General features: G+C 60.8%; 27 protein-coding genes. 15 read left to right on the top strand and 12 right to left on the bottom strand.

Annotated features, from left to right (window positions below):
- Positions 1-40 precede the first annotated feature (40 nt).
- From QYQ93_RS09550 to QYQ93_RS09580, 7 genes are all read right to left on the bottom strand, one after another.
- Complete coding sequence (locus QYQ93_RS09550) at positions 41-3,676, bottom strand: transporter substrate-binding domain-containing protein (protein ID WP_338476796.1); 3,636 nt, start codon at positions 3,674-3,676, stop codon at positions 41-43.
- Between the two features lie 8 nt (positions 3,677-3,684).
- Positions 3,685-4,311 carry a response regulator transcription factor gene (locus QYQ93_RS09555; protein WP_043050451.1) on the bottom strand — a complete coding sequence of 209 codons (627 nt, stop codon included), beginning with the start codon at positions 4,309-4,311 and terminating at the stop codon, positions 3,685-3,687.
- 257 nt (positions 4,312-4,568) lie between these two features.
- Complete coding sequence (locus QYQ93_RS09560; protein WP_043050450.1) at positions 4,569-4,961, bottom strand: response regulator; 393 nt, start codon at positions 4,959-4,961, stop codon at positions 4,569-4,571.
- Between the two features lie 167 nt (positions 4,962-5,128).
- A complete protein-coding gene (locus QYQ93_RS09565) occupies positions 5,129-6,460 on the bottom strand; it encodes a deoxyguanosinetriphosphate triphosphohydrolase (RefSeq protein ID WP_043050449.1) in 1,332 nt (443 codons plus the stop codon).
- A 164-nt stretch (positions 6,461-6,624) separates the two neighbouring features.
- A complete protein-coding gene (locus QYQ93_RS09570; protein ID WP_338476797.1) occupies positions 6,625-6,966 on the bottom strand; it encodes a hypothetical protein in 342 nt (113 codons plus the stop codon).
- A complete protein-coding gene (locus tag QYQ93_RS09575) occupies positions 6,963-7,367 on the bottom strand; it encodes a phage holin family protein (protein ID WP_043050447.1) in 405 nt (134 codons plus the stop codon). Before QYQ93_RS09575 ends, QYQ93_RS09570 begins: the two co-directional genes overlap by 4 nt.
- 5 nt (positions 7,368-7,372) lie before the next feature.
- Positions 7,373-7,687, bottom strand: a complete 315-nt coding sequence (locus tag QYQ93_RS09580; RefSeq protein WP_005786475.1) for a DUF883 family protein — start codon at positions 7,685-7,687, stop codon at positions 7,373-7,375.
- Positions 7,688-8,031: 344 nt separating this feature from the next.
- On the opposite strand from QYQ93_RS09580, the gene QYQ93_RS09585 reads away from it, so the two are divergent.
- The gene (locus QYQ93_RS09585) at positions 8,032-9,240 is read left to right on the top strand and encodes an ammonium transporter (protein WP_043050446.1); all 1,209 of its coding nucleotides are present in this window, start codon (positions 8,032-8,034) and stop codon (positions 9,238-9,240) included.
- Here the strand turns inward: QYQ93_RS09585 and QYQ93_RS09590 are convergent.
- Positions 9,227-10,963: a monovalent cation:proton antiporter-2 (CPA2) family protein gene (locus QYQ93_RS09590; RefSeq protein WP_338476798.1), complete on the bottom strand. Its 1,737-nt coding sequence runs from the start codon at positions 10,961-10,963 to the stop codon at positions 9,227-9,229. The genes QYQ93_RS09585 and QYQ93_RS09590 overlap by 14 nt on opposite strands.
- 153 nt (positions 10,964-11,116) lie before the next feature.
- Here QYQ93_RS09590 and QYQ93_RS09595 point away from each other — a divergent pair, with 153 nt between their 5' ends.
- From QYQ93_RS09595 to QYQ93_RS09605, 3 genes are all read left to right on the top strand, one after another.
- Positions 11,117-11,353 carry a glutaredoxin family protein gene (locus QYQ93_RS09595; protein WP_043050444.1) on the top strand — a complete coding sequence of 79 codons (237 nt, stop codon included), beginning with the start codon at positions 11,117-11,119 and terminating at the stop codon, positions 11,351-11,353.
- Between the two features lie 74 nt (positions 11,354-11,427).
- Positions 11,428-11,763, top strand: coding sequence for a hypothetical protein (locus QYQ93_RS09600; RefSeq protein ID WP_043050443.1), 336 nt, complete (start codon positions 11,428-11,430; stop codon positions 11,761-11,763).
- A 69-nt stretch (positions 11,764-11,832) separates the two neighbouring features.
- Positions 11,833-12,723, top strand: a complete 891-nt coding sequence (locus tag QYQ93_RS09605; RefSeq protein ID WP_043050442.1) for a pseudouridine synthase — start codon at positions 11,833-11,835, stop codon at positions 12,721-12,723.
- Positions 12,724-12,778: 55 nt separating this feature from the next.
- Here the strand turns inward: QYQ93_RS09605 and QYQ93_RS09610 are convergent, their stop codons facing one another.
- Both QYQ93_RS09610 and mobA read right to left on the bottom strand, forming a co-directional pair.
- Positions 12,779-13,000 (bottom strand): YgdI/YgdR family lipoprotein, encoded by a 222-nt coding sequence (locus tag QYQ93_RS09610; RefSeq protein ID WP_043050441.1) that lies wholly within the window; start codon positions 12,998-13,000, stop codon positions 12,779-12,781.
- A gap of 79 nt (positions 13,001-13,079) precedes the next feature.
- Positions 13,080-13,682: a molybdenum cofactor guanylyltransferase MobA gene (gene mobA, locus QYQ93_RS09615; RefSeq protein WP_338476800.1), complete on the bottom strand. Its 603-nt coding sequence runs from the start codon at positions 13,680-13,682 to the stop codon at positions 13,080-13,082.
- A gap of 76 nt (positions 13,683-13,758) precedes the next feature.
- Here mobA and moaB point away from each other — a divergent pair, with 76 nt between their 5' ends.
- Together moaB and glp are read left to right on the top strand one after the other, a co-directional pair.
- Positions 13,759-14,298: a molybdenum cofactor biosynthesis protein B gene (gene moaB, locus QYQ93_RS09620; RefSeq protein ID WP_338476801.1), complete on the top strand. Its 540-nt coding sequence runs from the start codon at positions 13,759-13,761 to the stop codon at positions 14,296-14,298.
- Positions 14,282-15,508: a gephyrin-like molybdotransferase Glp gene (gene glp / locus QYQ93_RS09625; RefSeq protein ID WP_043050438.1), complete on the top strand. Its 1,227-nt coding sequence runs from the start codon at positions 14,282-14,284 to the stop codon at positions 15,506-15,508. Before moaB ends, glp begins: the two co-directional genes overlap by 17 nt.
- A gap of 145 nt (positions 15,509-15,653) precedes the next feature.
- Here the strand turns inward: glp and QYQ93_RS09630 are convergent, their stop codons facing one another.
- Both QYQ93_RS09630 and QYQ93_RS09635 read right to left on the bottom strand, forming a co-directional pair.
- On the bottom strand, positions 15,654-15,983 hold the full coding sequence (locus QYQ93_RS09630) for an EscU/YscU/HrcU family type III secretion system export apparatus switch protein (protein ID WP_043050437.1): 330 nt from the start codon (positions 15,981-15,983) through the stop codon (positions 15,654-15,656).
- Complete coding sequence (locus QYQ93_RS09635; RefSeq protein ID WP_338476802.1) at positions 15,980-17,557, bottom strand: flagellar hook-length control protein FliK; 1,578 nt, start codon at positions 17,555-17,557, stop codon at positions 15,980-15,982. Before QYQ93_RS09635 ends, QYQ93_RS09630 begins: the two co-directional genes overlap by 4 nt.
- Positions 17,558-17,757: 200 nt before the next feature.
- Here QYQ93_RS09635 and ccmA point away from each other — a divergent pair, with 200 nt between their 5' ends.
- From ccmA to ccmI, 9 genes are all read left to right on the top strand, one after another.
- Entirely contained in the window at positions 17,758-18,393 is a 636-nt protein-coding gene (ccmA, locus tag QYQ93_RS09640; protein ID WP_043050435.1) for a cytochrome c biogenesis heme-transporting ATPase CcmA, read from the top strand.
- A complete protein-coding gene (ccmB, locus tag QYQ93_RS09645; RefSeq protein WP_043050434.1) occupies positions 18,390-19,058 on the top strand; it encodes a heme exporter protein CcmB in 669 nt (222 codons plus the stop codon). The genes ccmA and ccmB overlap by 4 nt, the downstream gene beginning before the upstream one ends.
- 88 nt (positions 19,059-19,146) lie before the next feature.
- A complete protein-coding gene (locus QYQ93_RS09650; protein WP_338476803.1) occupies positions 19,147-19,902 on the top strand; it encodes a heme ABC transporter permease in 756 nt (251 codons plus the stop codon).
- A complete protein-coding gene (gene ccmD, locus QYQ93_RS09655; RefSeq protein ID WP_043050432.1) occupies positions 19,899-20,075 on the top strand; it encodes a heme exporter protein CcmD in 177 nt (58 codons plus the stop codon). Before QYQ93_RS09650 ends, ccmD begins: the two co-directional genes overlap by 4 nt.
- Entirely contained in the window at positions 20,072-20,539 is a 468-nt protein-coding gene (gene ccmE / locus QYQ93_RS09660) for a cytochrome c maturation protein CcmE (protein WP_043050431.1), read from the top strand. Before ccmD ends, ccmE begins: the two co-directional genes overlap by 4 nt.
- A gap of 3 nt (positions 20,540-20,542) precedes the next feature.
- The gene (locus QYQ93_RS09665; RefSeq protein WP_338476804.1) at positions 20,543-22,528 is read left to right on the top strand and encodes a heme lyase CcmF/NrfE family subunit; all 1,986 of its coding nucleotides are present in this window, start codon (positions 20,543-20,545) and stop codon (positions 22,526-22,528) included.
- Positions 22,525-23,061, top strand: coding sequence for a DsbE family thiol:disulfide interchange protein (locus QYQ93_RS09670; RefSeq protein WP_057014552.1), 537 nt, complete (start codon positions 22,525-22,527; stop codon positions 23,059-23,061). The genes QYQ93_RS09665 and QYQ93_RS09670 overlap by 4 nt, the downstream gene beginning before the upstream one ends.
- Positions 23,058-23,531, top strand: coding sequence for a cytochrome c-type biogenesis protein (locus QYQ93_RS09675; protein ID WP_043050428.1), 474 nt, complete (start codon positions 23,058-23,060; stop codon positions 23,529-23,531). The genes QYQ93_RS09670 and QYQ93_RS09675 overlap by 4 nt, the downstream gene beginning before the upstream one ends.
- Positions 23,524-24,708: a c-type cytochrome biogenesis protein CcmI gene (ccmI, locus tag QYQ93_RS09680; RefSeq protein WP_043050427.1), complete on the top strand. Its 1,185-nt coding sequence runs from the start codon at positions 23,524-23,526 to the stop codon at positions 24,706-24,708. The genes QYQ93_RS09675 and ccmI overlap by 8 nt, the downstream gene beginning before the upstream one ends.
- The last annotated feature ends 15 nt before the right edge of the window (positions 24,709-24,723 follow it).

Genomic DNA, 24,723 nt, shown 5'->3' on the forward strand with positions numbered 1-24,723 from the left:
TAGGCGCGAGAGTATGCTCGCTCCTACAGCATTCAGGCGCTTACAGACTGTCCAGGTCATCCAGTTGAATTTGCAGGACCCTCTCCAGTTCCAACATGAGCTTTTCCAGGGCCTTGATACCGGTTTCGATCACAGTCCAATGCTCATTGCGCGAACAGGCTTGTTCCAGTGCTTCGCATTGCCCGGCCAGTGAAGTGGCTTGAACGATACGAGCAGCTCCCTTGATTTTATGGGCCTGCTCAATGACCTCCGTGAGCGAGGCTTTTCGGTTCAGCAGGTCCATGAGTGCCAGGCGGTCTTGACGGCTGCTGCTCAACAGCTCTTCCAGCAAACGTCGACTCAATTGCGGGTCGCCGCCGGTCAGGGCCTCCAGGCACCCCAAGTCCAGCCGAGCGCTTGCTGATTGAGGAGCGATTTGCGCCAGTTGCCGTTCCAGCATGGTCAGGCTGATGGGTTTGAACAGGCAGTCATCCATGCCGGCCTGCACGCACCGTAGCCTTTCCTCCGGTTGGGCATTGGCAGTAAAACCCAGCACCACGCAGGCAGGCAATTGTTCCCGTTGCTCGTATTCGCGGATTGAACGGCTCAGCTCGTAGCCATTCATGATGGGCATGTTGCAGTCGGCGATCACCAGGTCGAAACGTTCCTGGCGCCAGGCCTGGAATCCGGCGGCGCCGTGCTCGGCGGCGGTGAATTGATGGCCCAGGTAGCCCAGTTGCTGGCACATCAGCAGGCGGTTCGCCGGATGATCGTCGACCACCAGCACGTTCAGCACGGGGGTGCGGGCCGGCGTCTCAGGCGTGTGCTCTCCCAACGCCTGGACCGGGCTCAGGCGCGGCATCCTGAGGTTGACGTGCACTTGGGTGCCTACCAGGGGCACGCTACTGAGGCTTAATTGACCGCCCATCATTTCGCACAGGCTGCGGCAGATGACCAATCCCAACCCCGCACCGCTCCTGGCCAGGTGCCCAGAGTTGTCGGCTTGGGCAAAGGGCTCGAACAGGCGCAACTGGTCTTCCCTGGTGATGCCGATGCCAGTGTCCTCCACGACGAGTTTCAACTCGATCTGCTCCGGCGCCTGGGTAGGCTGTATCTCCACTTTGATTTTCACCTGCCCGTGTTCGGTGAATTTGATCGCGTTGCTGACGATGTTCGAGAGCACTTGCTTGAAGCGCAGGGGGTCTATCAGCACCTCGACGTCATTGAGATCGGGCTTGAACTCCAGCAACAGGCTCAGGGTTTTCTGACGTGCAAGGCCGTCGAAGACGCGCACGACCGACTCGATCACTTCCCGCAGGTTGACGCGTTCCGGGGCCAGGCTGAGACGACCGGACTCAATACGCGCGATATCGAGGATATCGCCGATCAATTCCAGCAGGTCCTTGGCCGAGTTGTATGCCACTTCAATCGCCGGGCGATCAAGGTGCCCCTGGTCGGCGCGCTTGAGTGTCAGTTCGAGCATACCGATCACCGCATTCATCGGCGTGCGGATCTCATGGCTCATGGTGGCAAGGAACGTACTTTTGGCGCGATTGGCCTCGTCGGCGCGTTCCTTGGCGGCGCGTAGCTCATCGAATAACTGGCGTCGATCACTGATATCGATCCAACCGCCGATAATGCCCTGGACCTCGCCGGTGGAGTCCCGGTAGGGCAGGATCCAGTGGTAGATGGTCAGCTTCTTCTGATGGATATGCAGGCTGCGATCCAGGATCAGTGGGTTCCCCTCGGCCACCACGCGCTGATAATCGGCATGGTATTGCGCCGCCTCCGACTCCAGGGCCATGCTCATCTGGGTCACGCTTTTGCCGATCACGTCTTCGCGCTTGACGTCGAACACCTGCAGGTAGCTGTCGTTGCAGGTCTGCAGCAGGCCATTGCGGTCGCGCACGTAGATCGGGTGGGGCGTCTCATTGACCAGTGCGCGCATGAATTCGAACTGATCGTTGAGGGCACGCTCGGCCATTTTTCGGTGTTTGATCTGGCGGCGCATGTAGGCGTTCCAGGTCAAGGAAATCAATAGCAAAAGCCCTGTGCCGATGATGATCCGCGCGATCAGTTGGTGGTAATTGCGCCAGTAGCTGTCGGACGCGGCGGTGTAGCCACGCCAGCGGCTGTTGATCACGCCCATTTCATCCGGGGCGATGCTCAGCAGCGCCTTGTCGAGGATTGAACTCAATTCTGTGGACTGGCGCGACGTGGCCAGGGTGAACGTGGCAGGGGTCGTGCCGATGCTGGCGCTGATTTGCAGCCGGTCCTGGAAAACCTGGGAAGACAGGAAGTAGTTGGCAATGACCAGGGTGTTCACGGCGCCGTCCACTTGCCCTTGGGCGAGCAATTCTGACGCCCTGAACGTATCGCTGGTTTCCACCAGCTGAATCTGCGGGAAGTCCGTGCTCAAGCTCGCGGCCAATGGATTGCCTTGGGTTATCGCCAGGCGCTTGCCGGCCATTTGCTCCATGTTGGCGGGCGCACCGGGCTCTTTGCGTGTGAGCAATACATAGGAGTTTTCCAGGTACGGGCGGCTGAAATTGAGTTGCGAGTCTCTTTCGTTGCTCGGGACGATAGCGCCGATCATATCGACTTTCTGGCTGGTGACTTGCTCAATCATCGCGTTGACGTCACGTCCGCGCTCGATCGAGAAACGTAGGCCGGTGCGCAGGCGTATCAGCTCCAGGAGGTCGGCGGTAATCCCGCGAAAATTGCCGTCTGCGTCAAAGAAGGTGAGTGGCGCGAAGGTTTCGTTCACGATCACCTTCACCACCGGATGCTCTTTGAGCCAGCGCTCTTCGCGCTGGGTCAGTTGCAGTTTCTTATCGGTCAGCAGGATATCGCTGCCGGCGCTCCAGCGTTTGGCGATGCTATCCCGTTCGTTGACCGGCACGGCTGCCAGGACTGAGTCGACAATGCTCAGCAGGATCCGATTGTCCTGGCGCGTAGCAAAGCTGAAACCATAAGCCTCATGCTTGCCAAAGTTGGCCATGCGGATGTTCTTGAGATAGCCCTTGTTGATCATGTAATGGGTGGAAATGGTGTCGCCGAGAAACACATCCGCCTGGTCGAACGCCACCGCATTCAAGGCATTCTGATAAGACGGATAGGCGCGGATGATCGCATTGGGGTAGAGCTTCTCTACTTCGTTGAGTGGCAGGTAATGGTAGACAAGGCTCAGTCGTAGCCCTTCCAGGCCCTCATTGAGACTACGGGTTTCTCCCTCGCGGGTGACCAGTACAGGCTGGTCCACGGCGTAGGGTTCAGACAGGATGAGATTGGGGGTCGCGGCCTCAAAGCCGTTGGAGGATCCCAATAAATCGATTTCCCCGGCTTCCAGGGCTCGAATGGCATCCTTGCGGGACGGATAGCGCATGACATTGATGGGCAAGGAGAGCGCCTTGGCCAGCAATCCAGCGTAATCAGCGGTGAGACCTTCGTAATCATGACCGCTGGACGTGAGGTCGAAGGGCGGGTAGTCAGGTGCGGAGGTACCCAACACCAGTTCGCGTTTGTTCTGCAGCCACTGGCGCTGAGCCTTGTCAAAATGAGTGTCTAGTTGGACGGCTCCGGCACGGCTCAAGAGGGTGAAGCGTTCCGGGCTGGTTTGGTGCTCCGCGAGCACGGTGGTGCTGAAGTACAAACCGGCACTCAATATAATCAGATAGTCCTTTATACGCCTGGGCATCCGCTTTCTCACACTAGCGCGTTTCGTTTTGCCATCTCGATGAGTTCTACCAAGGATTTGGCCTTGAGTTTCTGCATTAGCCTCTTTTTATAAGTACTGACGGTTTTATTGCTCAGGAACATACCCTTGGCGATTTCCTTGTTGGTACGGCCTTGTGCAAACAGCTGCAGCACCATCAGTTCGCGATCATTGACTGTCTTGAAGAGCTCCAGCTCCTGGGCGTCCATACCTTCGGTGCCGGGACCATTCAGCGCCTGGCTGGGGAAGTAGTTATAGCCCGACAGCACTGCACGAATGGCGCTGAGCAATTCGCTCAGGTCCCCCTCCTTGCACACATACCCCTCGGCGCCCGAACGCATGCATCGCGTCGCAAAGAGCGTAGGGCACTGCGCCGTCAGTACCAGGGTCTTCATCGATGTGTTCATCGCGTTGAAGCGGCAGAGCACTTCAAGGCCATCCAGTTTGGGAATGCTGATGTCTAGAATCACCAGGTCCGGAAGACATTCACGCACCATCTGTATGGCATCGCACCCGTTATCTGTTTCGCCAACGACTTTGTAACCTTCGTGCTCCAGCAACATTCGAATGGCGAGTCGTATAACAGGGTGGTCATCGATAATAAAAACAGAGTTCATAATCACATTCCATGCAGGTGCAAATAAAGCGGGCACATTAGCTCAGAAGGTGAGGTTGCAGCATGAAGGCCAGGGGCAGTAGAAGCAAAACAGGAAAGTTCCTACATTAGAAAAGGCGCTACCCTACAAGTTGCTAGGTGTGATGAAGGTGTATGTAAGCATTTTGCGCATGATTGCGTCATTGAATGGCGCCTTGGTATTTGCGCCTGGCTTCAAGTAGGTTTTCTCAAGTGGAAATGTTTAATTTCCTACATTTATTAAGTGAAAAACGAGGCGATCAGACTTTCAAGTTGATCTTTGTCCAACGGTTTTGATAAGTAGCCAAGGAGTGGGAGATTTCGTTGCAGGGCTTGCCGCTTCAGATTGATCAGTTCCGTCGGGGGTAACCCGCTCAACAGGATCGCACTGGTTATAAAGCGCTGGCGGCTGGCGATTTCCACCAGTTCAAGCCCGGGCAAGTCAGGCAGGCATTGGTCGCATAGCATCAGATCGAAGGGGTGTTCGGACTGGCTCATCAAGCGTATGGCCTGCTCGGCATTTTCCACGGGCGTTAACTGGTCGAAACCGAAGCTTTTGAGCAGGCATTGGGTGGCCAGGAGCTGAAAGGGGTGATCCTCCACCAAAAGAATACGAAGAGGGTATCTGGGCATAGAGAACACACAGTGAGTCAAGCGTCGATGGGGGTGTAGGAATTGCTCGGCTGGTCCGTTAAGAGCGTGCGTGATTATTCTTCGGGTGTATGTACGAATTCGATCAGGCCGCTCTGTTCCCGTCGTAGGGCGATTCTCTTCAGGGAACAGGATGCGTGGTCGAGTCGTTACTGAGGGCTGGAGCGCCCGGTCATTTCCCGCGCCATTTCTGTGGCGTAGCTGTCGGTCATGCCGGCGATGAAATCGATCATCCGCAGGAACGACGCATGTAATGGCCAGGCCGGGTCCGGCGCGCTATTGCCCAGTAGATCGAGAATGCGCCTGTTCTTGAACGATGGGGTACGCCCGCCATGTTGTTCCAGGGCCGCACCGCAGAATGCGTTGAGCAGGATTTCCAGGGTAGTGTAGGCGCCGATTTCATGCAGCGTCTTGCGTTTATCCTGGAAGATTTTCTTGCGCGCCATGTCCTTGGCATCCAGTACGCAGCGTTTTGCCGGGCCGTGCATGTGCTCGACCAGGTCGCCAGGCAGTGTGCCGGCGAGCAGGGCGTCCTGCTGTTCGACAAATGCCCTTGCTGCTGCGTTGGTCAGGTGTTCGATGGCCTTGCCACGCAGGATCGCCAGTTTGCGGCGCCGCGAGTCAAGCGGGCCCAACTGCCGATAGGTTTGTGGCAGGTCATCGCCGACCAGGTCCAGCAATAGCGACTCGACCTCGGCGTACTGCAGCAGATCCATTTCCAGGCCGTCTTCCAGGTCGATCAGCGCGTAGCAGATGTCGTCGGCGGCCTCCATCAGGTAAACGAGCGGGTGACGGGCCCAGCGTTGCTCTTCCAGTTGGGGCAGGCCGAGCTTGTGGGCGATCTGCTCAAGAATCGGCAACTCGCTCTGGTAACAGCCGAACTTGTGTTTCTTGTAGCCCAGTGAGTCGGCGTGGCGGGCAGTCCAGGGGTATTTGAGATAAGTCCCCAAGGTGGCATAGGTCAGCCGCGTGCCGCCGTCGAACTGATGGTATTCAAGCTGGGTCAGCACCCGAAAGCCCTGGGCATTGCCTTCGAAGTTGAGGAAGTCATTGCGTTCGGCGCTGGTCATGTCATCCAGCCAGCCGCGCCCGGCGGCCTGTTGGAACCAGTGGCGAATGGCGTCTTCGCCGGAGTGTCCGAACGGCGGGTTACCGATGTCATGGGCCAGGCAGGCCGATTGCACCACCATGCCCAAGTCGCTCGGGTCGCACCAGTCGGGCAGGGCGCTGCGCAGGGTTTCGCCCACGCGCATGCCAAGGGAGCGGCCGACGCAACTGACTTCAAGCGAGTGAGTCAGGCGCGTGTGGATATGGTCGTTGCTCGATACCGGGTGCACTTGTGTCTTGCGCCCCAGGCGCCGGAATGCACCGGAAAAGATGATGCGATCGTGGTCTTTGTGAAAGGGGCTGCGACCCAGTTCTTCCGGGCTGTGCAGGGGTTTTCCAAGGCGTTCGCGGGTCAGCAGGGTGGGCCAATCCAAGGCGGGTACTCTCCGTACGGTGAATGACAGGTCCAGCTTCCCGGTTCGGCCTCGCTGGGGCAAGCGAATCCAACGGTCGGCCGTGTCGATATCAATTAACAGCCAGCGCAAAAAACCGCAATGACCAAGATATATCGGTCATTACGGTCTTTGACTCACTCAGGTCAGCTTTTGCGCGAAGCGCCTTGCATGGCCAGTTTGATCAGTGGGATTAAACCGGCACCTAGCCGTATCAGGCGCGTCACGCTGCTGATACTGCCGCCTTTGGCACCCTTGCCGGTAAAGAACCCCATCAGCGTCACCGCCGCTACGCCCCACAACGGCGCATGCTTGATGCCCAGGCTGTCCTGCCAGTTATGACGCATGTTGCGCATTTTTTGCAGCGGCGCCATCAGTTGCTGGGACTCATGACGGATTTCCTGGCGGTGCATTTCCATGCGCAGGCGGATCAGGGCCTTGCGCATTTCCCGGCGGGAGGTGTTTTGCGGGATCTCAGTCATGCTCATGGCAGCAGGCGCTCCCGGTCATTGGCCAGCTCTTCAAGCGTGGCGTGGAAGGGCGTGGACTCGTCGAACACTGCCGCTTTCAAGCGCACCCCGCAGAACGCGGCAGCCAGGCTATAGAACACGCACAGACAGATTATTCCGGTCAGTCGGTAGCCGGTGTCCCATACCAGGATCATTACCAGCGTCGACAACCCCACCAGCAATAGCAGGGCAAACACCAGCGCCAGTCCGGCGAACAGCAACAGGCTTACGGTGCGGGCCTTTTGCTCCTGCAATTCGATGCCGAACAACTCCACATGGCTGTGCAGCAAGCCCAGCACGGCAGCGCCCAGGCGCCGGGAGGTGGAACTGGTTCCTGAAGAGTGTGCGCTCGTTGATGAGCTGGATTCGCCGATAGACATGATATTTAGCGCCTTGTAGCCAGCAGACCGATCAAAAAGCCCACGCCGGCAGCGATACCGACGGACTGCCATGGGTTGGCCTGTACGTAGTCTTCAGTGGCAGTGATCGCTGCCTGACCGCGCTCACGCAGCGAGTCTTCGGTCAACTGCAGGGTCTCGCGGGCCTTGAGCAGGCTCTCGTGGATCTTGGTGCGCAGCTCATCGGCCTGGTCACCGGCCAGCACAGCGGTGTCGTCCAGCAACCTTTCGGTATCACTGACCAGGGTTTGAAAATCCGCCATCAGTATCTCTTGAGCAGTCTTTGCTGTTTTACCGGCCATGGTTGTCTCCGTGTGTGGCTGATCTGTACGTGTGGTTTCGAGTCGCGGGGTTCGCCGAAGGTTCAGTGCAATTGTCTGGTACAGCTTTTGCTTTGCCTTGGTGCGCAGGCCCTGGGGCCTGCGCTGAATCCGGGCGGTTGAGGCTGCGGCTTTGAAAAACCTTACCCTAAATTACTGAAACTCGCGGAAAAACCCTGTCGGCAACGGCCTGTGTTGTTGATCGCTGCGCTAAAGCGGTTCACGCCCTCTGAAGAAGGGCGGGCCGGCGGTGCCAATTTAGTGCGCGAAACCCTGGCTTGAACCGCTTTGGTGCTTTTTGCCTTGATGCAGGCCTGCCAACCTCCATGGAAAATTTGCAAAGTGCGGTGGACACCCTCATCCACAGCTCCAACACCCTGTTCATCCTGATTGGTGCGGTCATGGTCTTGGCCATGCACGCCGGTTTTGCCTTCCTGGAAGTCGGCACGGTGCGCCAGAAGAACCAGGTCAACGCCTTGTCGAAAATCCTCAGCGACTTCGCGATCTCCACCCTGGCCTATTTCTTTATAGGCTATTGGATCTCCTATGGCGTGAACTTCATGCAGCCAGCAGCCGTGATCAGTGCCGATCATGGCTACGGCCTGGTGAAGTTTTTCTTCCTGCTGACCTTCGCTGCGGCCATCCCGGCCATCATTTCCGGCGGCATTGCAGAGCGAGCAAAGTTTGCTCCGCAGCTGTGCGCCACCGCGCTGATCGTGGCGTTTATCTACCCCTTCTTCGAAGGCATGGTGTGGAACGGCAACTTCGGCCTGCAAGCCTGGCTGCTCGTAGCCTTTGGTGCCGGCTTCCACGACTTTGCCGGTTCCGTGGTAGTACACGCCATGGGCGGTTGGCTCGCGCTGGCAGCCGTGTTGCTGCTGGGCCCGCGCAACGGGCGTTATCGCGAAGGGCGCCTGGTGGCGTTTGCGCCGTCGAGCATCCCCTTCCTGGCGCTGGGGTCCTGGATCCTGATCGTCGGTTGGTTTGGTTTTAACGTGATGAGTGCGCAAACCCTGGATGGGGTCAGTGGCCTGGTGGCGGTCAATTCGTTGATGGCCATGGTCGGCGGCACCGTTGCCGCGCTGGTGATTGGGCGTAACGACCCGGGCTTCCTGCACAACGGCCCATTGGCCGGGCTGGTGGCTATCTGCGCCGGTTCCGACCTGATGCACCCGGTGGGCGCGCTGGTCACGGGGGCCATTGCCGGTGGCCTGTTCGTGTGGTGTTTTATCGCCGCCCAGGACCGGTGGAAGATCGACGACGTGCTGGGTGTATGGCCCTTGCATGGCTTGTGTGGAGTGTGGGGCGGTATCGCCTGTGGCATCTTCGGGCAGACCGCCCTGGGTGGGCTGGGCGGCGTGAGCTTGATCAGCCAGTTGATCGGCACCGGTCTTGGCGTAGTGGTGGCCTTCGGCGGCGGTTTGCTGGTGTACGGCGTGATCAAGCGTATGCACGGCCTGCGCCTGAGCCAGGAAGAGGAGTATTACGGTGCTGACCTGTCGATCCACAAGATTGGCGCAGTCAGTCAGGATTGATCGGCGCCTCTTCGTCAGTGCGGGGCTGCGGATCGAATCCGTGCAGCAGGCGATAGTGGTTATGCCGCACTTCATCGACCCGCGCCTGCACCTGTTGGTCCGGCAGGCCCAGCAGGATCAGCGCGTGGGAGGCGAGCATCAGGCTTGATTCGAGCAACTCAGGCACCACCTCACTGGCACCGGCGGCCTTGAGCTCAGCCAACTGGCTGGCATCGCGAGTGCGCACCAGGATCGGCACCTCAGGGTTGATCCGCCGCGCTTCCTTGAGCACCAGCAGGGCGACATCGCTGTTGTCCACGGCGATCACCACCAACCGCGCCCGCTCCAGGCCGACGGCGCTGAGCAAGGCGCCACGGCGGCAGTCGCCGTAATGCACGCTGCTGTCCTCGGTGGCGGCCTCCTGTACGCGTGCGGGGTCGTCATCCAGGGCGATAAACGCCTGGTGTTCCCGGCGCATAAAACGCCCGATGGATTGGCCCACCCGCCCATAACCACAAATCACCACATGCCCATGCAGTTGCGCATTGAGCGCGGTGATCTGCTCCAGTTGCACCTGCTGGTTGGGCTTGCGGTGCAGGCGCAGGGCAATGGCCGGCGCGGCGCGCAGCAGCAACGGTGTCATCAGCATCGAGCAGAACGTGGCGGCCAGTAGCAGGCCGTTGAATTGATCCGGAATCAGCCGGCTCTGTTGCATCTGCGCCATCAACGCAAAACAGAACTCGCCACCCTGGGCCAGGGCCAGACCGCTGCGCCAGGCGGTTTCGGTGTCGCTGCCACGCAGCTTGACCAGTGCGGCGACCACGCAACCCTTGACCAGCATCAGCGTGAGGGTCAGGCCGAGGATCAACAGGCTATGGCTGACGAACAACTGCAAGTCGATCAACATGCCGATGCTGACAAAAAACAGCCCTAGCAGAATGTCTCGGAACGGTCGGATATCCGCTTCGATCTGGTGACGATAATGACTTTCACCCAGCAACATGCCGGCCAGGAATGCCCCAAGGGCGGGGGACAGGCCGAGCAGATGGGTGAGCCAGGCCGTGAGCAACACAATCACCAGCGCCAGCAATACAAACAACTCCGCCGAATGGGACGCCGCGACTTCACGGAACAACCGCGGCAGCAACCAGCGGCTGGCGAACAGCAGGCCCACGAACAACACCACAGTCTTGCCCAGGGTCAGCGGCAGCGCCCAGTACCAGGCTTGGTCACTGTTGCCGGCGAACACCGGTACCAGTGTCAGCAGCAATACCGCCACCACATCCTGGAACAGCAGCACGCCAATCGCATTCTGGCCATGGCTGCTGAAGATCTCACCGAGGCTGGTCAATTCCTTGCTGACGATGGCCGTGGACGACAACGCCAGGCCTGCGCCGAGCAGCAGCGCGATGCCCGGTGCCAGGCCAAAGCCCATCAATAGACCACCCAGCAGCGCCCCGCAGCCCAGCACCTGCAAACTGCCCAGGCCAAACACCACACGGCGCAGGGCGAACATTTTCGACAGGGAAAACTCCAGGCCCAGGGAAAATAGCAGGAACACCACGCCCATCTCGGCCAGGTCCGGCAGGTCCTCGTTATCGTTCACCCAGTCCAGTGCAGTCGGCCCTACCGCCAGGCCCACGCACAGGTAGCCCAGCACGGGCGGCAGTTGCAGCCGGCGAAACAGCGCAATCACCACCAAAGATGAGGCCAGGATGATCAGCAGGTTGGCAAACACAGGCATCTCCGTTGCAGGTGGACGGGCAAAAAGCCGCGAGAATCGCTGAATCAGTTATAGGCCATGGTGACCTGGGTCAGGTGTTTTGTCGGCAATGGGATTTCATGGGGCGAGCGGGTTTAGAATGATCACTTGTTTTTCTGACCGGGTTCTTTCGTCATGCCTCCTGAATGCCAGCTGTTCGGCACCCTGGGTTGCCATCTTTGTGAACTTGCCGAAGAGGTCCTCATGCCGTTGGTCGAACACGGCCTGATGGTTGAATTGATCGATATTGCTGATCCAGAAGACCTGACCGAAGCCTACGGCCTAAGGATCCCGGTACTGCGGCGGGTCGACACCGGGGCAGAACTGGACTGGCCATTCGACAGTGATCAGGTTGTCGCCTTCCTGCGCTGAAATTTATGCGATGGCGGGTTTCTCAATATTACGTTACTGTATATTCGTACAGCGATTGAATAGAGGGAACGCCCGTGGTGAATGTTGAACAACTGAAAAGCAGCGTCAATCGCATGTCTGCCGATGTCGTGCGTGACGCGGTAAACGAGCTGCGCCTCGATGGCCTGGTCACGGAAGGCAAGACGCCGTTTAACAAGGTGCATTTCAACACTTGCTTTGCGGAAATCGAGGCGCTGTTCCAGCGTGCCGGTTATCACAGGCAGCTGGATGTAGTGGGCTACCAGGGCTTGCTTTACGCGCTGTATGATCCGGGCCGTTGGGAAGCGGTGGACGTATTGCGCTGGCTCAAGGAGTTCACCGAGGCGGCAAGCGCGTCGCCGGTCCTGCGGGCGCAATTGGCCAAGGCCTGAGATAGGCCCTAGGCAATCGTGCGCCATGCGGGATAATGCCCGCCTGTTTCCCAGGCTTCGAGCATCTGCATGTCCACTTCCGGTTTTTCCCCTTCCCAGCACCAAGCCAGTACCTTGTACCTGCCCCCAGGCCTATGGGCGACGGTGCTCGATTGCCTGTGCGAGCACTTCCCGGCCATCGGCCGCGAACAGTGGCTGGACCGGATTGCGCGGGGCAGGGTACTGGATATCAATGGCAGCCCGATCAGCCTGGACCTGGCCTACAAGGAAGGCCTGTGCATCTATTACTTTCGCGAAGTGCCCAACGAGAAAGTCATCCCGGTACAGGAAAGCATTCTGTACGCCGATGAACACCTGGTGGTGGCGGACAAACCGCATTTCCTGCCGGTTACGCCTGCTGGCGAGTACGTTGAGCAGACGCTTCTGCGTCGCCTGATCCGGCGCCTGGACAACCCCGCGCTGGTGCCCCTGCACCGTATCGACCGGCATACGGCGGGGCTGGTGCTGTTCTCGGCCAACCCGCAAAGCCGCTCGGCGTATCAGCAACTGTTTCCCACGCGGCGTATCGATAAATTCTACGAAGCCATCGCCCCAGCCTTGCCGAACCGCAGCTTTCCGTTGGTGCACAAAAGCCGGCTGGTGGATGGCGAGCCGTTCTTTCGTATGCAGGAAGGGCTGGGCGCCAGTAACACCGAAACGGCTGTGCAAGTGCGAGAGAAAAACGGCCACTTATGGCGCTACGGCCTGTTCCCGGTGACTGGCAAGAAGCACCAGCTGCGCGTGCACATGACCGCGCTTGGCGCGAGTATCTGCAATGACCCGTTCTACCCCGAGGTGATCAAGGATGCCGAGGATGACTACGCCAACCCCCTGAAACTGCTGGCCCAAGGCGTGCGCTTTATCGATCCGGTGAGCGGTGAAGAACGCAGTTTCCGCAGCCAGATCACCCTCGACTGGTAAACCCCAGGAACAACAAGGCCCGCGCGAGGCGGGCCTTGTGTGCAAGCGTTGTGGCTTACAGGTCTTTAACGGTGCGAACCTGATCTTTGTTGATGCGGGTGCGCTTGCCGTCAAGCTGTTGGAATTCGTAGAAGCCCGAATCTTCGTCAAATTTCGGGGTGTCGACGGCCTGGATTTCGCGACCGTCATTCAGGGTGATCACTGTTGGCGAAGCGCAACCGGCGAGGGTGGCGATGCCCAGTGCAAGCATGAGAGCGGCGATGGTCCGTTGAGTCATGAGTTTGTCTCCGAGAGAATACTTTTAAATTGCTGACCTTGTGACGTATAGGACGTCGGCAAAGTTCCTTGTGCAGGGCTCATTCTGACACGCCAGCCCGTGGGTGCAACAGCTCGGGCGTATTAAGGTTGGCCAGGCGCGGGTCATCGGCCGGGCATTGCAGGGCCACGCCACCCAGTTCCAGCAAGATCTTGCGCGGGCTGCGCTCACCCGCTTGCCAGGCCTGGTCCACTTGGTTTTTCAAGCTGGTCGGGATGATACACAGCAAGGGTTCCCAGAACTCGCCCTGGCGTACCATCACCGGCAACTGCCGGTTGCGCTGGGCGGTCTCACGCAAGTCGGCGAGCAGTCGCCCATCGATCTGCGGCACATCGCACGGCAGGATCAGCAAATGCTCATGGCGTGCCGCGAGCAGTCCGGCGCGGATACCGGCAAGCGGTCCGGGAAATTCCAGGTTGTCATCGCTCACCAATTGATCGGCATAAGGCGCATAGCGTTCATGGTTGCGATTGCACGAGATGATCAGGTCATCGGTGAGCGGCCGGGCCAGCCTTTGCAGGTGGGCAATCAAAGGTTCGCCCCGCCATTGCAGCAGCCCTTTGTCCTGGCCGCCCATGCGTTGGCCGCGACCACCGGCCAACAGCAGGATCGAACAGGGCAGGAGTGAAGATTCAAGAGACATGGTGGTTCCGCTGCGGCACGTAAATGGGGGCCTGTGATATAACATCGGGCTGTTCCTTCGACAACCGGACCGTGCCATGAAAGCCAAGGCCGATGCGCCCTTCGTACCCCTGAATATTGCTGTATTGACCGTCAGCGACACCCGCACCCTGGACACCGACACCTCCGGCCAGGTGTTCGTCGACCGCCTGACTGCCGCCGGCCACCACCTGGCCGAGCGCGTACTGCTCAAGGACGACCTCTACAAGATCCGCGCCCAGGTTGCCCATTGGATCGCCGAAGACGTGGTGCAAGTGGTGCTGATTACCGGCGGCACCGGTTTCACCGGCCGCGACAGCACCCCTGAAGCCGTGAGCTGCCTGCTCGACAAACAGGTCGACGGCTTTGGCGAACTGTTCCGCCAGATATCCGTGGTCGATATCGGCACTTCCACTGTGCAATCGCGCGCGCTGGCCGGCCTGGCCAATGGCACCCTGGTGTGCTGCCTGCCGGGTTCCACCAACGCCGTGCGCACCGGTTGGGACGGCATCCTCGCCGAGCAACTGGATAGCCGTCACCGCCCGTGCAACTTCGTCCCACATCTGAAACAGGCTGAACCCTGTGAATCCCGTGGATAAGCCGGGCAAGACCGGTGCATTGATGCCGGTGGAAGACGCCTTGCAGCGTCTGCTGGCCATGGCCGAAGCCGCGCCGGTTCGCGAGCAGCAAGTGCTGCCCCTGGCTGAGTGTGACGGCCGGGTCTTGGCTCAGGACCTGATCTCCACACTTGACCTGCCGCCCTGGCCCAACAGCGCCATGGACGGCTACGCCGTGCGCCTGGCGGATTGGACCGGCGAACCGCTGGTGGTGAGCCAACGCATTTTCGCCGGCAATGCGCCTGAGCCGTTGGCGCCCGGTACTTGCGCCCGCATCTTTACCGGCGCGCCGGTACCCCAGGGCGCGGACTGCGTGCAAATGCAGGAAAACGCCGTGGTGCATGCCGACCAGCGCGTCAGTTTTACCGAGCCGCTGCAAGTGGGCGACAACATCCGCCCCCAGGGCCAGGAAACCACGGTCGGTGAATGCGTGCTCACCGCCGGTACCCGACTGGGGCCCATCGAGCTGGGCCTGGCCGCATCCCTGGGGTGTGATCGTCTCGACGTGGTGCGCCGCGTGCGCGTGGCCGTACTGTCGACCGGCGATGAGCTGATCGAGCCGGGGTTGCCGCTGGGCCCGGGGCAGATCTACAACAGCAACCGCCGCGTCCTGTGCAGTTGGTTGACACGCATGGGCTGTGAAGTGATCGATGCAGGAATCCTGCCGGATGATCTGGAACAGACCCGCACGCGCCTGGCGGGCCTGGGCAGCGTCGACCTGATCCTGTCCACTGGCGGTGTTTCGGTAGGTGAAGCGGACTTCCTCGGCATCGCCTTGCGTGAAGAGGGCGAGCTGGCGCTGTGGAAGCTGGCTATCAAGCCGGGCAAACCGCTGACCTTCGGGCATTTTCGTGGCGTGCCGGTGATCGGCCTGCCAGGCAACCCGGCCTCGACCCTGGTGACCTTTGCGCTGTTGGCGCGCCCCTATCTGCTACGCCGCCAAGGTGTGGTGCAGGTGCAGCCGCTGCGTTTCGAAGTGCCAGCAGGGTTCGCCTGGCCCAAGCCGGGTAACCGTCGTGAATACCTGCGTGGGCGTATTGAGCAGGGCAAGGCGGTCATCTACCACAACCAGAGTTCCGGCGTGCTGCGCAGCGCGGCGTGGGCAGAGGGGTTTGTGGAGGTGATGGAAGGCACGACGCTGGATATCGGTGATCAAGTCAATTTCATTCCCTTGAGCGAAGTCTTGAGCTGAACACAGAGCGAAAATGTGGCCGGCTCCAAATGTGGGAGGGGGCTTGCTCCCGATAGCGGCGTATCAGTTGAAATAATGTGACTGACACACCGCAATCGGGAGCAAGCCCCCTCCCACACTTGGATGTGTATATGCCTGTGGCTACTCAGTAATCATCCCCACGCTCTGTGACATCCCGCTCCACCGGCCCCGCATCCGGGTCGTACCCTGCCGGGAACTTGCCCTTCAATGTCCACGCAAACGCAATGATCTCGGCAATCGTGCGATAGAGCTCTTCTGGAATGCTGTCCCCCAGTTCCATGCGCGCCAGCAGCTTGACCAGCTCGGCGTTTTCATAGATGGGTACTTCGTTTTCCCGGGCCAGCTTGAGGATGGCTTCGGCCAGGGCCTCGTCGCCCTTGGCGGTCAGCGTGGGTGCCTGTTGGCCGTCGTACTTGAGGGCAATGGCCTGGCGTGGCGGGGTGGCGTTCTTCATGCGGTTTCATCCACCCAGCGTTGTTCCAGTCCGGTTTTGGGGCCGCGTGGCGGGGTGCCCAGGTGGCAATTCAGGTCGCCGACGTCAAGCCCCGAGGACACCAGGCGTTCGCGCAGGCTGCCCAAGTGGCTTTCGATCAGGCTGGCCGTGAACGGGCGGCTGGCCCATAACTGGCTGGACAGTTTGCCCTGGTTCAATTGCGCCTGGACTTGCAGCGGCCCCAGCGGCTCCATGTCGAAGGCCAGTTCGACGCGCCAGAGCATCTGTTTCGGTTCTTTTTTATCCTTGCGTTCGGGCTGGTCCTGGTCTGGCGCCGGTTCCTCGCGCTGAAACTTGACCTGCAACGGCACGATGTCTTGCAAGGTGCGCATGGGGATTTCCAGCTGCCAGGTGGTTTGCAGGCGGCCGTCGGCGGTGGTGCCGGTCTGTTCCAGGCTCGACAATTGATGACTCTGCAAGCGTGAGATCGCGCCGGCGGCCAGGCGCAGCAGGTTCTCGAGGTCGCCTTCACCTTCGAGTTTGGCCATCAACCGCTCGGGCAGCGGGAAGCTTGCGGGTATCTGCCGGGCGCCGACCTGGCCGAGGGTGTTCAACGGGCTGCGGACAAAGTGTGGCAGCACCTGGGCCAGGGTATTGGCGGCGAGGATGGCATTCAGGTTGGTGCTGGCGGGCAGGGTGGGCAGCAGGTCCGCGACCAGGCGCAACAGCGCGCCTTTCATATCCAGCGGGGGGATCTGCGGGTTCTGCCCGGCGAGCAATTTGGCCTCCAGGAAAGCACCGCTGTTCTGGATCACCTGCGCCAGCACCTTGGGGTTGCTGACTTGCGCCAGGTCGGGCAACGCCGCCAATAAACGCTCGGCAGCGGCCCGCAGGTCGGCGGAGGTGCTGTCGCCACGAGGCAGGTTTTGCAAGGCGCTGAACACGGCATCCAGCGAGCCTTGGCGACTTTGCTGGGTGGCAAGCTGCTGCGTTACGGCCAGTTGGTCCTTCAAGCCGCTCAATGGCACGAAGCTCAGGGTTTGCGCGTTCTGCACCACGGCGCTGAGCAAGCTGCCAACCCGCAGGGGTTGAGGGCTTTCCAGCGTCAGGGTGGCACCGGCCAGGGCGTTATTGAGCACGCTCACCAGCGAGCGATAGATCGCCGGCTGCCCCGTGCCCTGGGGCAGCATCTGCGTGGTCAGCACCTTGGCTTGCAGCAGCGTGCCCACCGGCATTTGCGCGGTATCGAGGCGGGTGAGGGCGGCGACGTTGGCGCTCATGGCCTGCTGCAAGGTGATGGCCAGGTTGCCCGCAGGCGCCTGGCTCACCGCCACATTGCTGCCCAATGGCAAGGGCTGGGCGCTGCTGGCCTGTACCAGGGTCTGGCGACCGCCTTCGAGGGTCAGTTTGAGCAACAACTGGAAGGCTTCGCTGCCTTGTTTCAGCGCGATGACCTCGGCGTTCACAGTTTTCCCTGGGCCGATCAGGCCGGCCTGCGGCTCCAGCAGCTTGAGCAGCTCACCCGCCGCAGGCAGCGGGGCAGGTTTGGGCGCTGGGGCTGGAGGCAGTGGAGGTAGGTTGATCTCGCCGGTCATCGTGCACGTCGTCTCTGGGGAAATTGCCCTCTTTAGAGTAGGGCATCGCATGTATAATGCCGCCCGTCTGCAACGAGAGCGGTAAAAACCTCACAACTATTTGATCCAGCTCTCTAAAATCGGTCGCCAAAGTCGTTATTGTGCATCTCTCTTTAACGGCCGCTGCACCGCCGACTTGAACCGTAAAGGCCCGCGATCTCTTGACCAGCCCTCTTCTTGAAGCCGTAGCGCTTGCCTGTGAACGCGACCTGCGCCTGTTGTTCGAGCAACTCGAGCTGCGGCTGGCGGGCGGCGATATGGTGCAAATCAGCGGGCCCAATGGCAGCGGCAAGACCAGCCTGCTGCGGCTGATGGCCGGTTTGATGCAGCCCACGGCAGGTGAAGTCCGACTCAACGGCAAGCCTTTACACGAACAACGTACCGAACTGGCGCGCAACCTGATCTGGATCGGTCACGCCGCCGGTATCAAGGACGTGCTCACCGCCGAAGAAAACCTCAGCTGGCTCAGCGCCCTGCATCATCCCGCTTCCCGCGACGCCATCTGGCAGGCCCTGGCCTCAGTGGGCCTCAAGGGTTTCGAAGACGTTCCCTGCCATACCCTGTCCGCTGGCCAGCAGCGCCGTGTGGCCCTGGCGCGTTTATACCTGCCTGGGCCGCCGCTGTGGATTCTCGATGAACCCTTCACCGCCCTCGACAAACAAGGCGTGGCCCAACTCGAAGAGCACCTGGCCCGGCACTGCGAGAAAGGCGGCCTGGTGGTACTGACCACCCACCACACATTGACGCGCCTGCCCGCCGGTTTTCGCGAGCTGGACCTCGGGCGGTGGTCACTATGAGTGTGTTCGCCCTGTTGGTTGCCCGTGAAGCGCGGTTGTTGTGCCGTCGTCCGGCGGAGCTGGCCAATCCGCTGGTGTTCTTCGCGATTGTGATCGCGCTGTTTCCGCTGGCGGTCGGCCCGGAGACTAAACTGTTGCAAACCTTGTCCCCAGGACTGGTGTGGGTAGCGGCGCTTTTATCGGTCCTGCTCTCGCTGGACGGGCTGTTTCGCAGTGATTTCGAAGATGGTTCCCTGGAACAGTGGGTCCTTTCGTCGCACCCTTTGCCACTTCTGGTACTGGCCAAGGTACTGGCACACTGGGCTTTTTCCGGCCTGGCGCTGGTGCTGCTCTCACCCTTGCTGGCGATGATGCTAGGGTTGCCCGGCGAGTGCCTGCCGGTATTGCTTCTATCCTTGTTGCTCGGCACGCCGGCCCTGAGCCTGTTGGGAGCCGTAGGGGCGGCGCTGACCGTTGGCTTGAAGCGCGGTGGTCTGTTGCTGGCCCTGCTGATTCTGCCTTTGTACATCCCGGTATTGATCCTCGGCAGCGGCGCTTTGCAAGCCGCGCTGATGGGCATGCCGGCGACCGGTTACCTCTTATGGCTCGGTAGCCTGACCGCCCTGGCGGTAACCCTGACACCCTTTGCTATAGCCGCCGGCCTGAAAATCAGCGTCGGCGAATAATGAGGTCTGACCCGGCGTTGATGACGTTGAGTCAGTAAAGACCCTGAGCTTCTCGCCACGACGAAAAGCACCCGTGATGGAAACTGCAATGAACTGGACCTGGTTTCACAAGCTCGGCTCGCCCAAATGGTTTTATGGCATCAGTGGCAAGCTGTTGCCGTGGTTGAGCGTCGCCGCCGTGCTGCTGATCGGCATCGGTCTGGTCTGGGGCCTGGCCTTCGCGCCGCCCGACTACCAGCAAGGCAACAGCTTTCGCATCATCTATATCCATGTTCCCGCCGCGATGCTGGCCCAGTCCTGCTACGTGATGCTGGCGGTGTGTGGCATCGTTGGCCTGGTGTGGAAGATGAAGCTGGCCGACGTGGCCCTGCAATGCGCCGCGCCGATTGGCGCGTGGATGACCGCCGTGGCGCTGGTCACCGGCGCCATCTGGGGCAAGCCGACCTGGGGTTCATGGTGGGTGTGGGACGCACGCCTGACCTCGATGCTGATCCTGCTGTTCCTGTACTTTGGCCTGATTGCCCTGGGCAACGCCATCAGCAACCGCGACAGCGCCGCCAAGGCCTGCGCGGTGCTGGCGATTGTCGGCGTGATCAACATCCCGATCATCAAATACTCGGTGGAGTGGTGGAACACCCTGCACCAGGGCGCCACCTTCACCCTCACCGAAAAACCGGCGATGCCGGTGGAGATGTGGGCGCCGCTGCTACTGATGGTGCTGGGGTTCTACTGCTTCTTCGGCGCCGTGCTGCTGCTGCGCATGCGCCTCGAAGTGCTCAAGCGTGAAGCCCGCACCAGTTGGGTAAAAGCCGAAGTGCAAACCAGCCTGGGAGCGTGTGGATGAGCTTTGCTTCTTTCAGTGATTTTCTCGCCATGGGCCACCACGGCCTGTATGTCTGGACCGCCTATGGCATCTGCCTGGCGGTACTGGTCCTCAACGTCGCCGCGCCGATCCTGGCCCGCAAGCGTTACCTGCAACAAGAGGCGCGACGTCTGCGCCGGGAGACCGAAAAGTGAATCCGCTGCGTAGAAAGCGTCTGTTGATCATCCTTGCCATCCTGGCCGGTGTGGGTATTGCCGTGGGCCTGGCGATGAGCGCCCTGCGGGAGAACATCAACCTGTTCTACACCCCGACCCAGATCGCCAATGGTGAAGCCCCGCTGGACACGCGCATCCGCGCCGGTGGCATGGTGGAGCAGGGCTCGTTGAAGCGTTCCGGCGATTCCCTGGACGTGACCTTCGTGGTCACCGATTTCAACAAGGCCGTGACCATCACTTATCGCGGCATCCTCCCCGACCTGTTCCGCGAAGGCCAGGGCATCGTCGCCCTGGGCAAGCTCAATGCCGATGGCGTGGTAGTGGCTGACGAGGTGCTGGCCAAGCACGATGAGAAGTACATGCCGCCGGAGGTCACAAAGGCCTTGAAAGACAGCGGCCAATCCGCGCCTGGCGCGAATCCGCAGCCTGCCAAGGAGGGCTAAGTGATGACGTCCGCACTGTTTATTCCGGAGCTGGGCCAGTTGGCGATGATTCTCGCCCTGTGCTTTGCCGTGGTCCAGGCTGTGGTGCCATTGCTCGGCGCCTGGCGCGGTGACCGCCTGTGGATGAGCCTGGCGCAGCCGGCGGCCTGGGGCCAGTTTGCCTTCCTGTTGTTCGCCTTCGGTTGCCTGACCTACGCCTTTATGACCGACGACTTTTCCGTCGCCTATGTCGCAAACAACTCCAACAGCGCCTTGCCCTGGTATTACAAGTTCAGCGCCGTGTGGGGCGCCCACGAAGGTTCGTTGCTGCTGTGGGCGTTGATCCTCGGTGGCTGGACCTTCGCCGTATCGGTGTTTTCGCGCCAACTGCCGCAAGTCATGCTGGCACGGGTGCTGGCGGTGATGGGCATGATCAGCATTGGCTTTTTGCTGTTCCTGATCATGACCTCCAACCCTTTCAGCCGCATGCTGCCGCAGATCCCGGCGGACGGGCATGACCTCAACCCGCTGTTGCAGGACATCGGCCTGATCGTGCATCCGCCCATGCTCTATATGGGCTACGTCGGCTTCTCCGTAGCCTTTGCCTTCGCCATCGCCGCCTTGCTTGGCGGGCGTCTGGATGCGGCGTGGGCGCGTTGGTCGCGGCCATGGACCATCGTTGCCTGGGCCTTCCTCGGTATCGGTATCACCCTGGGCTCATGGTGGGCCTACTACGAACTTGGCTGGGGCGGCTGGTGGTTCTGGGATCCGGTGGAAAACGCGTCCTTCATGCCCTGGCTGGTGGGCACTGCGCTGATTCATTCCCTGGCGGTCACTGAAAAACGCGGCGTGTTCAAGAGCTGGACTGTGTTGCTCGCCATCGCCGCGTTTTCCCTCAGCCTGCTCGGCACCTTCCTGGTGCGTTCGGGCGTGCTGACCTCGGTGCATGCGTTCGCCTCTGACCCCGAGCGTGGCGTGTTCATCCTGATCTTCCTGCTGTTTGTGGTGGGCGGCTCGCTGACCCTGTTTGCGCTGCGCGCACCGGTGGTCAAGAGCCAGGTCGGCTTCAACCTGTGGTCGCGGGAAACCCTGCTGCTGGGCAATAACCTGGTGCTGGTGGTAGCCGCGTCGATGATCCTGCTCGGCACCCTCTACCCGCTGGTGCTGGATGCCCTCAGCGGCGCCAAGCTGTCCGTCGGCCCGCCGTATTTCAATGCGTTGTTCATCCCGCTGATGGGCCTGTTGATGGTGGTGATGGCGGTCGGCGTGCTGGTGCGCTGGAAAGACACTCCGGTGAAATGGCTGGTGGGCATGCTCGCTCCGGTGCTGCTAGGCAGCATTGCGCTGGCCGTGGTCGCCGGTATTGCCTACGGCGACTTCAACTGGGCAGTGCTCGCCACCTTCCTGCTCGCCGCCTGGGTATTACTGGCCGGTGTGCGTGACATCTTCGACAAGACCCGTCACAAAGGTTTGCTCAAAGGTCTGCCGACCCTGACCCGCAGCTACTGGGGCATGCAGATCGCCCACATCGGCATCGCGGTGTGCGCCCTCGGCGTGGTGCTGTCCAGCCAGAACAGCGCCGAGCGCGACCTGCGCCTGGCGCCGGGCGAATCCATGGACTTGGCCGGTTACCACTTCATCTTCGAAGGCGCCAAGCACTTCGAAGGGCCGAACTTTACCTCAGACAAAGGCACGGTGCGCGTGGTGCGCAACGGCAAGGAAATCGCCGTGCTGCACCCGGAAAAACGCCTTTACACCGTGCAGAGTTCGATGATGACCGAAGCGGGCATTGACGCCGGCTTCACCCGTGACCTCTATGTGGCCCTCGGAGAACCCCTGGGCGACGGCGCCTGGGCCGTGCGGGTGCATGTCAAACCCTTCGTGCGCTGGATCTGGTTCGGCGGTTTGCTCACCGGTTTTGGCGGTTTGCTCGCGGCGCTGGACCGGCGTTATCGGGTCAAGGTCAAAAGCCGGGTGCGTGAAGCACTGGGTATGGGAGCTGCGGTATGAAGCGTTGGTTGATGGTGGTGCCACTGGCGTTGTTCCTGCTGGTGGCGGTGTTCCTGTATCGCGGCCTGTACCTGGACCCGGCCGAATTGCCGTCGGCGATGATCGGCAAGCCATTCCCGGCATTCAACCTGCCGACAGTGCAGGGCGACAAGACCCTGACTCAGGCCGACTTGCAGGGCAAGCCGGCGCTGGTCAATGTGTGGGCGACCTGGTGCATTTCCTGCCGCGTCGAGCATCCGGTGCTGAACAAGCTGGCCGAGAAGGGCGTGGTGATCTACGGCATCAACTACAAGGACGACAACGCAGCTGCGTTGAAATGGTTGGCCGAATTTCACAATCCGTACCAGCTGGATATCCGCGATGAAGACGGCAACCTCGGTTTGAACCTTGGCGTGTACGGCGCGCCGGAAACCTTCTTTATCGACGCCAAGGGCGTGATCCGCGACAAGTACGTCGGCGTGATCGACGAGGTGGTGTGGCGCGAGCAACTGGCCGCCAAGTACCAGGCCCTCGTCGATGAGGCCAAGCCATGAAGCGTCTGTTAGCTGCCGCTGTTTTGGCCTTGGGCCTGGCCGGTGTGGCCCACGCTGCCATCGACACCTACGAATTCGCCAACGACGCCGAGCGCGAGCGTTTCCGCGACCTGACCAAGGAACTGCGCTGCCCCAAGTGCCAGAATCAGGACATCGCCGACTCCAACGCACCCATCGCCACCGACCTGCGTAGAGAGATCTTCCGCATGCTTGGGGAGGGCAAGGACGACCAGCAGATCATCGACTTCATGGTCGACCGCTACGGTGATTTTGTGCGCTACAAACCGGCCCTTACCGGCAAGACCGCGCTGCTCTGGTTCGGCCCTGCCGGCCTGCTGCTGGCCGGCGTCGTGGTGATGGCGGTGATCGTGCGTCGCCGCCGCGCCGCGCCGACCGATGGTTCCGATGCCCTGTCCCCTGAAGAGCGCAAACGTCTCGACCAATTGCTGGACACCAAGACTGATGATTGATTTCTGGCTCGCAGCCGGCTTGCTGCTTCTGATTGCCCTGAGTTTCCTGTTGATCCCTGTACTGCGCGGCCGCCGTGCCCAGCGTGAAGAAGATCGCACCGCGCTGAACGTGGCGCTGTATCAGGAGCGCGTTGCCGAGCTGCAAGTGCAGCAGGACGAAGGTGTATTGAACGCCGCGCAACTGGACACCGGCCGCGCCGAAGCCGCCCGTGAGCTGCTGGCCGATACCGAAGGCGTGGAAAAGCCCCGTGAATCACGCTTGGGTAAACCCTTGCCGTTTTTGGCGGCGTTTCTGGTGCCCGTGCTCGGCGTTGTGCTGTACCTGCATTATGGGGCGAGCGACAAGGTCGAACTGACCCGTGAGTTCTCCCAGCCGCCAGTGTCCATGGCCGACATGACCCAGCGCCTGGAGCGTGCCGCGGCAGCCCAGCCGGACTCGGCCGAGGGCCTGTACTTCCTGGGCCGCGCCTACATGGCCCAGGACCGCTCCGCCGATGCCGCCAAAGTCTTCGAGCGTACCGTGGCATTGGCCGGGCGCCAGCCGGAACTGCTCGGCCAGTGGGCCCAGGCGCAATACTTTGCCGACAACAAACAGTGGTCGCCCAAGGTGCAGGCGCTGACGGACGAGGCGTTGAAGCTCGACCCCAAGGAAGTCACCAGCCTTGGCCTGTTGGGTATCGCCGCCTTTGAAGGCCAGCGTTATCAGGAGGCGATCGACTACTGGAACCGCCTGCTGGCGCAACTGCCGCCCCAAGACAATTCCCGTGTGGCGCTGCAAGGCGGTATTGATCGCGCAGCCGAGAAGCTCAAGGAAAGCGGCGGTACGGTCGCGCACAAAACGGTAATGACCGTACGTGTGGACCTGTCCGCCGAGGCAAAAGCCAAGACCTTGCCGAGCGACAGCGTGTTCATCTTCGCCCGCGCCGTCTCCGGCCCACCGGCACCGTTGGCGGCCAAGCGCGTTACCGTCGCTGAATTGCCCGTTACCGTTGAATTGGGCGATGCCGATGCAATGATGCCGCAGTTGAAACTGTCCAACTTCCCCGAAGTCCAACTGGTTGCGCGCATATCCCGGGCGGGTGTTCCGACCACTGGCGAATGGATCGGCCGCAGCCAACCCCTGGCCAGCAGCACCACTGCGCCGCAGCAGCTGACCATCGACAGTCCGGATAAATAACGCGAGGAAACGCCC

Source organism: Pseudomonas khavaziana (assembly GCF_036704165.1).
GTDB lineage: Bacteria > Pseudomonadota > Gammaproteobacteria > Pseudomonadales > Pseudomonadaceae > Aquipseudomonas > Aquipseudomonas khavaziana.

Bases quoted from the DNA above. Each gene is read 5' to 3' on its own strand.
- QYQ93_RS09550 (WP_338476796.1), bottom strand. From the start codon at position 3,676: ATGCCCAGGCGTATAAAGGACTATCTGATTATATTGAGTGCCGGTTTG.
- QYQ93_RS09555 (WP_043050451.1), bottom strand. From the start codon at position 4,311: ATGAACTCTGTTTTTATTATCGATGACCACCCTGTTATACGACTCGCC.
- QYQ93_RS09560 (WP_043050450.1), bottom strand. From the start codon at position 4,961: ATGCCCAGATACCCTCTTCGTATTCTTTTGGTGGAGGATCACCCCTTT.
- QYQ93_RS09570 (WP_338476797.1), bottom strand. From the start codon at position 6,966: ATGAGCATGACTGAGATCCCGCAAAACACCTCCCGCCGGGAAATGCGC.
- QYQ93_RS09575 (WP_043050447.1), bottom strand. From the start codon at position 7,367: ATGTCTATCGGCGAATCCAGCTCATCAACGAGCGCACACTCTTCAGGA.
- QYQ93_RS09580 (WP_005786475.1), bottom strand. From the start codon at position 7,687: ATGGCCGGTAAAACAGCAAAGACTGCTCAAGAGATACTGATGGCGGAT.
- QYQ93_RS09585 (WP_043050446.1), top strand. From the start codon at position 8,032: ATGGAAAATTTGCAAAGTGCGGTGGACACCCTCATCCACAGCTCCAAC.
- QYQ93_RS09590 (WP_338476798.1), bottom strand. From the start codon at position 10,963: ATGCCTGTGTTTGCCAACCTGCTGATCATCCTGGCCTCATCTTTGGTG.
- QYQ93_RS09595 (WP_043050444.1), top strand. From the start codon at position 11,117: ATGCCTCCTGAATGCCAGCTGTTCGGCACCCTGGGTTGCCATCTTTGT.
- QYQ93_RS09605 (WP_043050442.1), top strand. From the start codon at position 11,833: ATGTCCACTTCCGGTTTTTCCCCTTCCCAGCACCAAGCCAGTACCTTG.
- QYQ93_RS09610 (WP_043050441.1), bottom strand. From the start codon at position 13,000: ATGACTCAACGGACCATCGCCGCTCTCATGCTTGCACTGGGCATCGCC.
- mobA (WP_338476800.1), bottom strand. From the start codon at position 13,682: ATGTCTCTTGAATCTTCACTCCTGCCCTGTTCGATCCTGCTGTTGGCC.
- moaB (WP_338476801.1), top strand. From the start codon at position 13,759: ATGAAAGCCAAGGCCGATGCGCCCTTCGTACCCCTGAATATTGCTGTA.
- QYQ93_RS09630 (WP_043050437.1), bottom strand. From the start codon at position 15,983: ATGAAGAACGCCACCCCGCCACGCCAGGCCATTGCCCTCAAGTACGAC.
- QYQ93_RS09635 (WP_338476802.1), bottom strand. From the start codon at position 17,557: ATGACCGGCGAGATCAACCTACCTCCACTGCCTCCAGCCCCAGCGCCC.
- ccmB (WP_043050434.1), top strand. From the start codon at position 18,390: ATGAGTGTGTTCGCCCTGTTGGTTGCCCGTGAAGCGCGGTTGTTGTGC.
- QYQ93_RS09650 (WP_338476803.1), top strand. From the start codon at position 19,147: ATGAACTGGACCTGGTTTCACAAGCTCGGCTCGCCCAAATGGTTTTAT.
- ccmD (WP_043050432.1), top strand. From the start codon at position 19,899: ATGAGCTTTGCTTCTTTCAGTGATTTTCTCGCCATGGGCCACCACGGC.
- QYQ93_RS09665 (WP_338476804.1), top strand. From the start codon at position 20,543: ATGACGTCCGCACTGTTTATTCCGGAGCTGGGCCAGTTGGCGATGATT.
- QYQ93_RS09670 (WP_057014552.1), top strand. From the start codon at position 22,525: ATGAAGCGTTGGTTGATGGTGGTGCCACTGGCGTTGTTCCTGCTGGTG.
- QYQ93_RS09675 (WP_043050428.1), top strand. From the start codon at position 23,058: ATGAAGCGTCTGTTAGCTGCCGCTGTTTTGGCCTTGGGCCTGGCCGGT.
- ccmI (WP_043050427.1), top strand. From the start codon at position 23,524: ATGATTGATTTCTGGCTCGCAGCCGGCTTGCTGCTTCTGATTGCCCTG.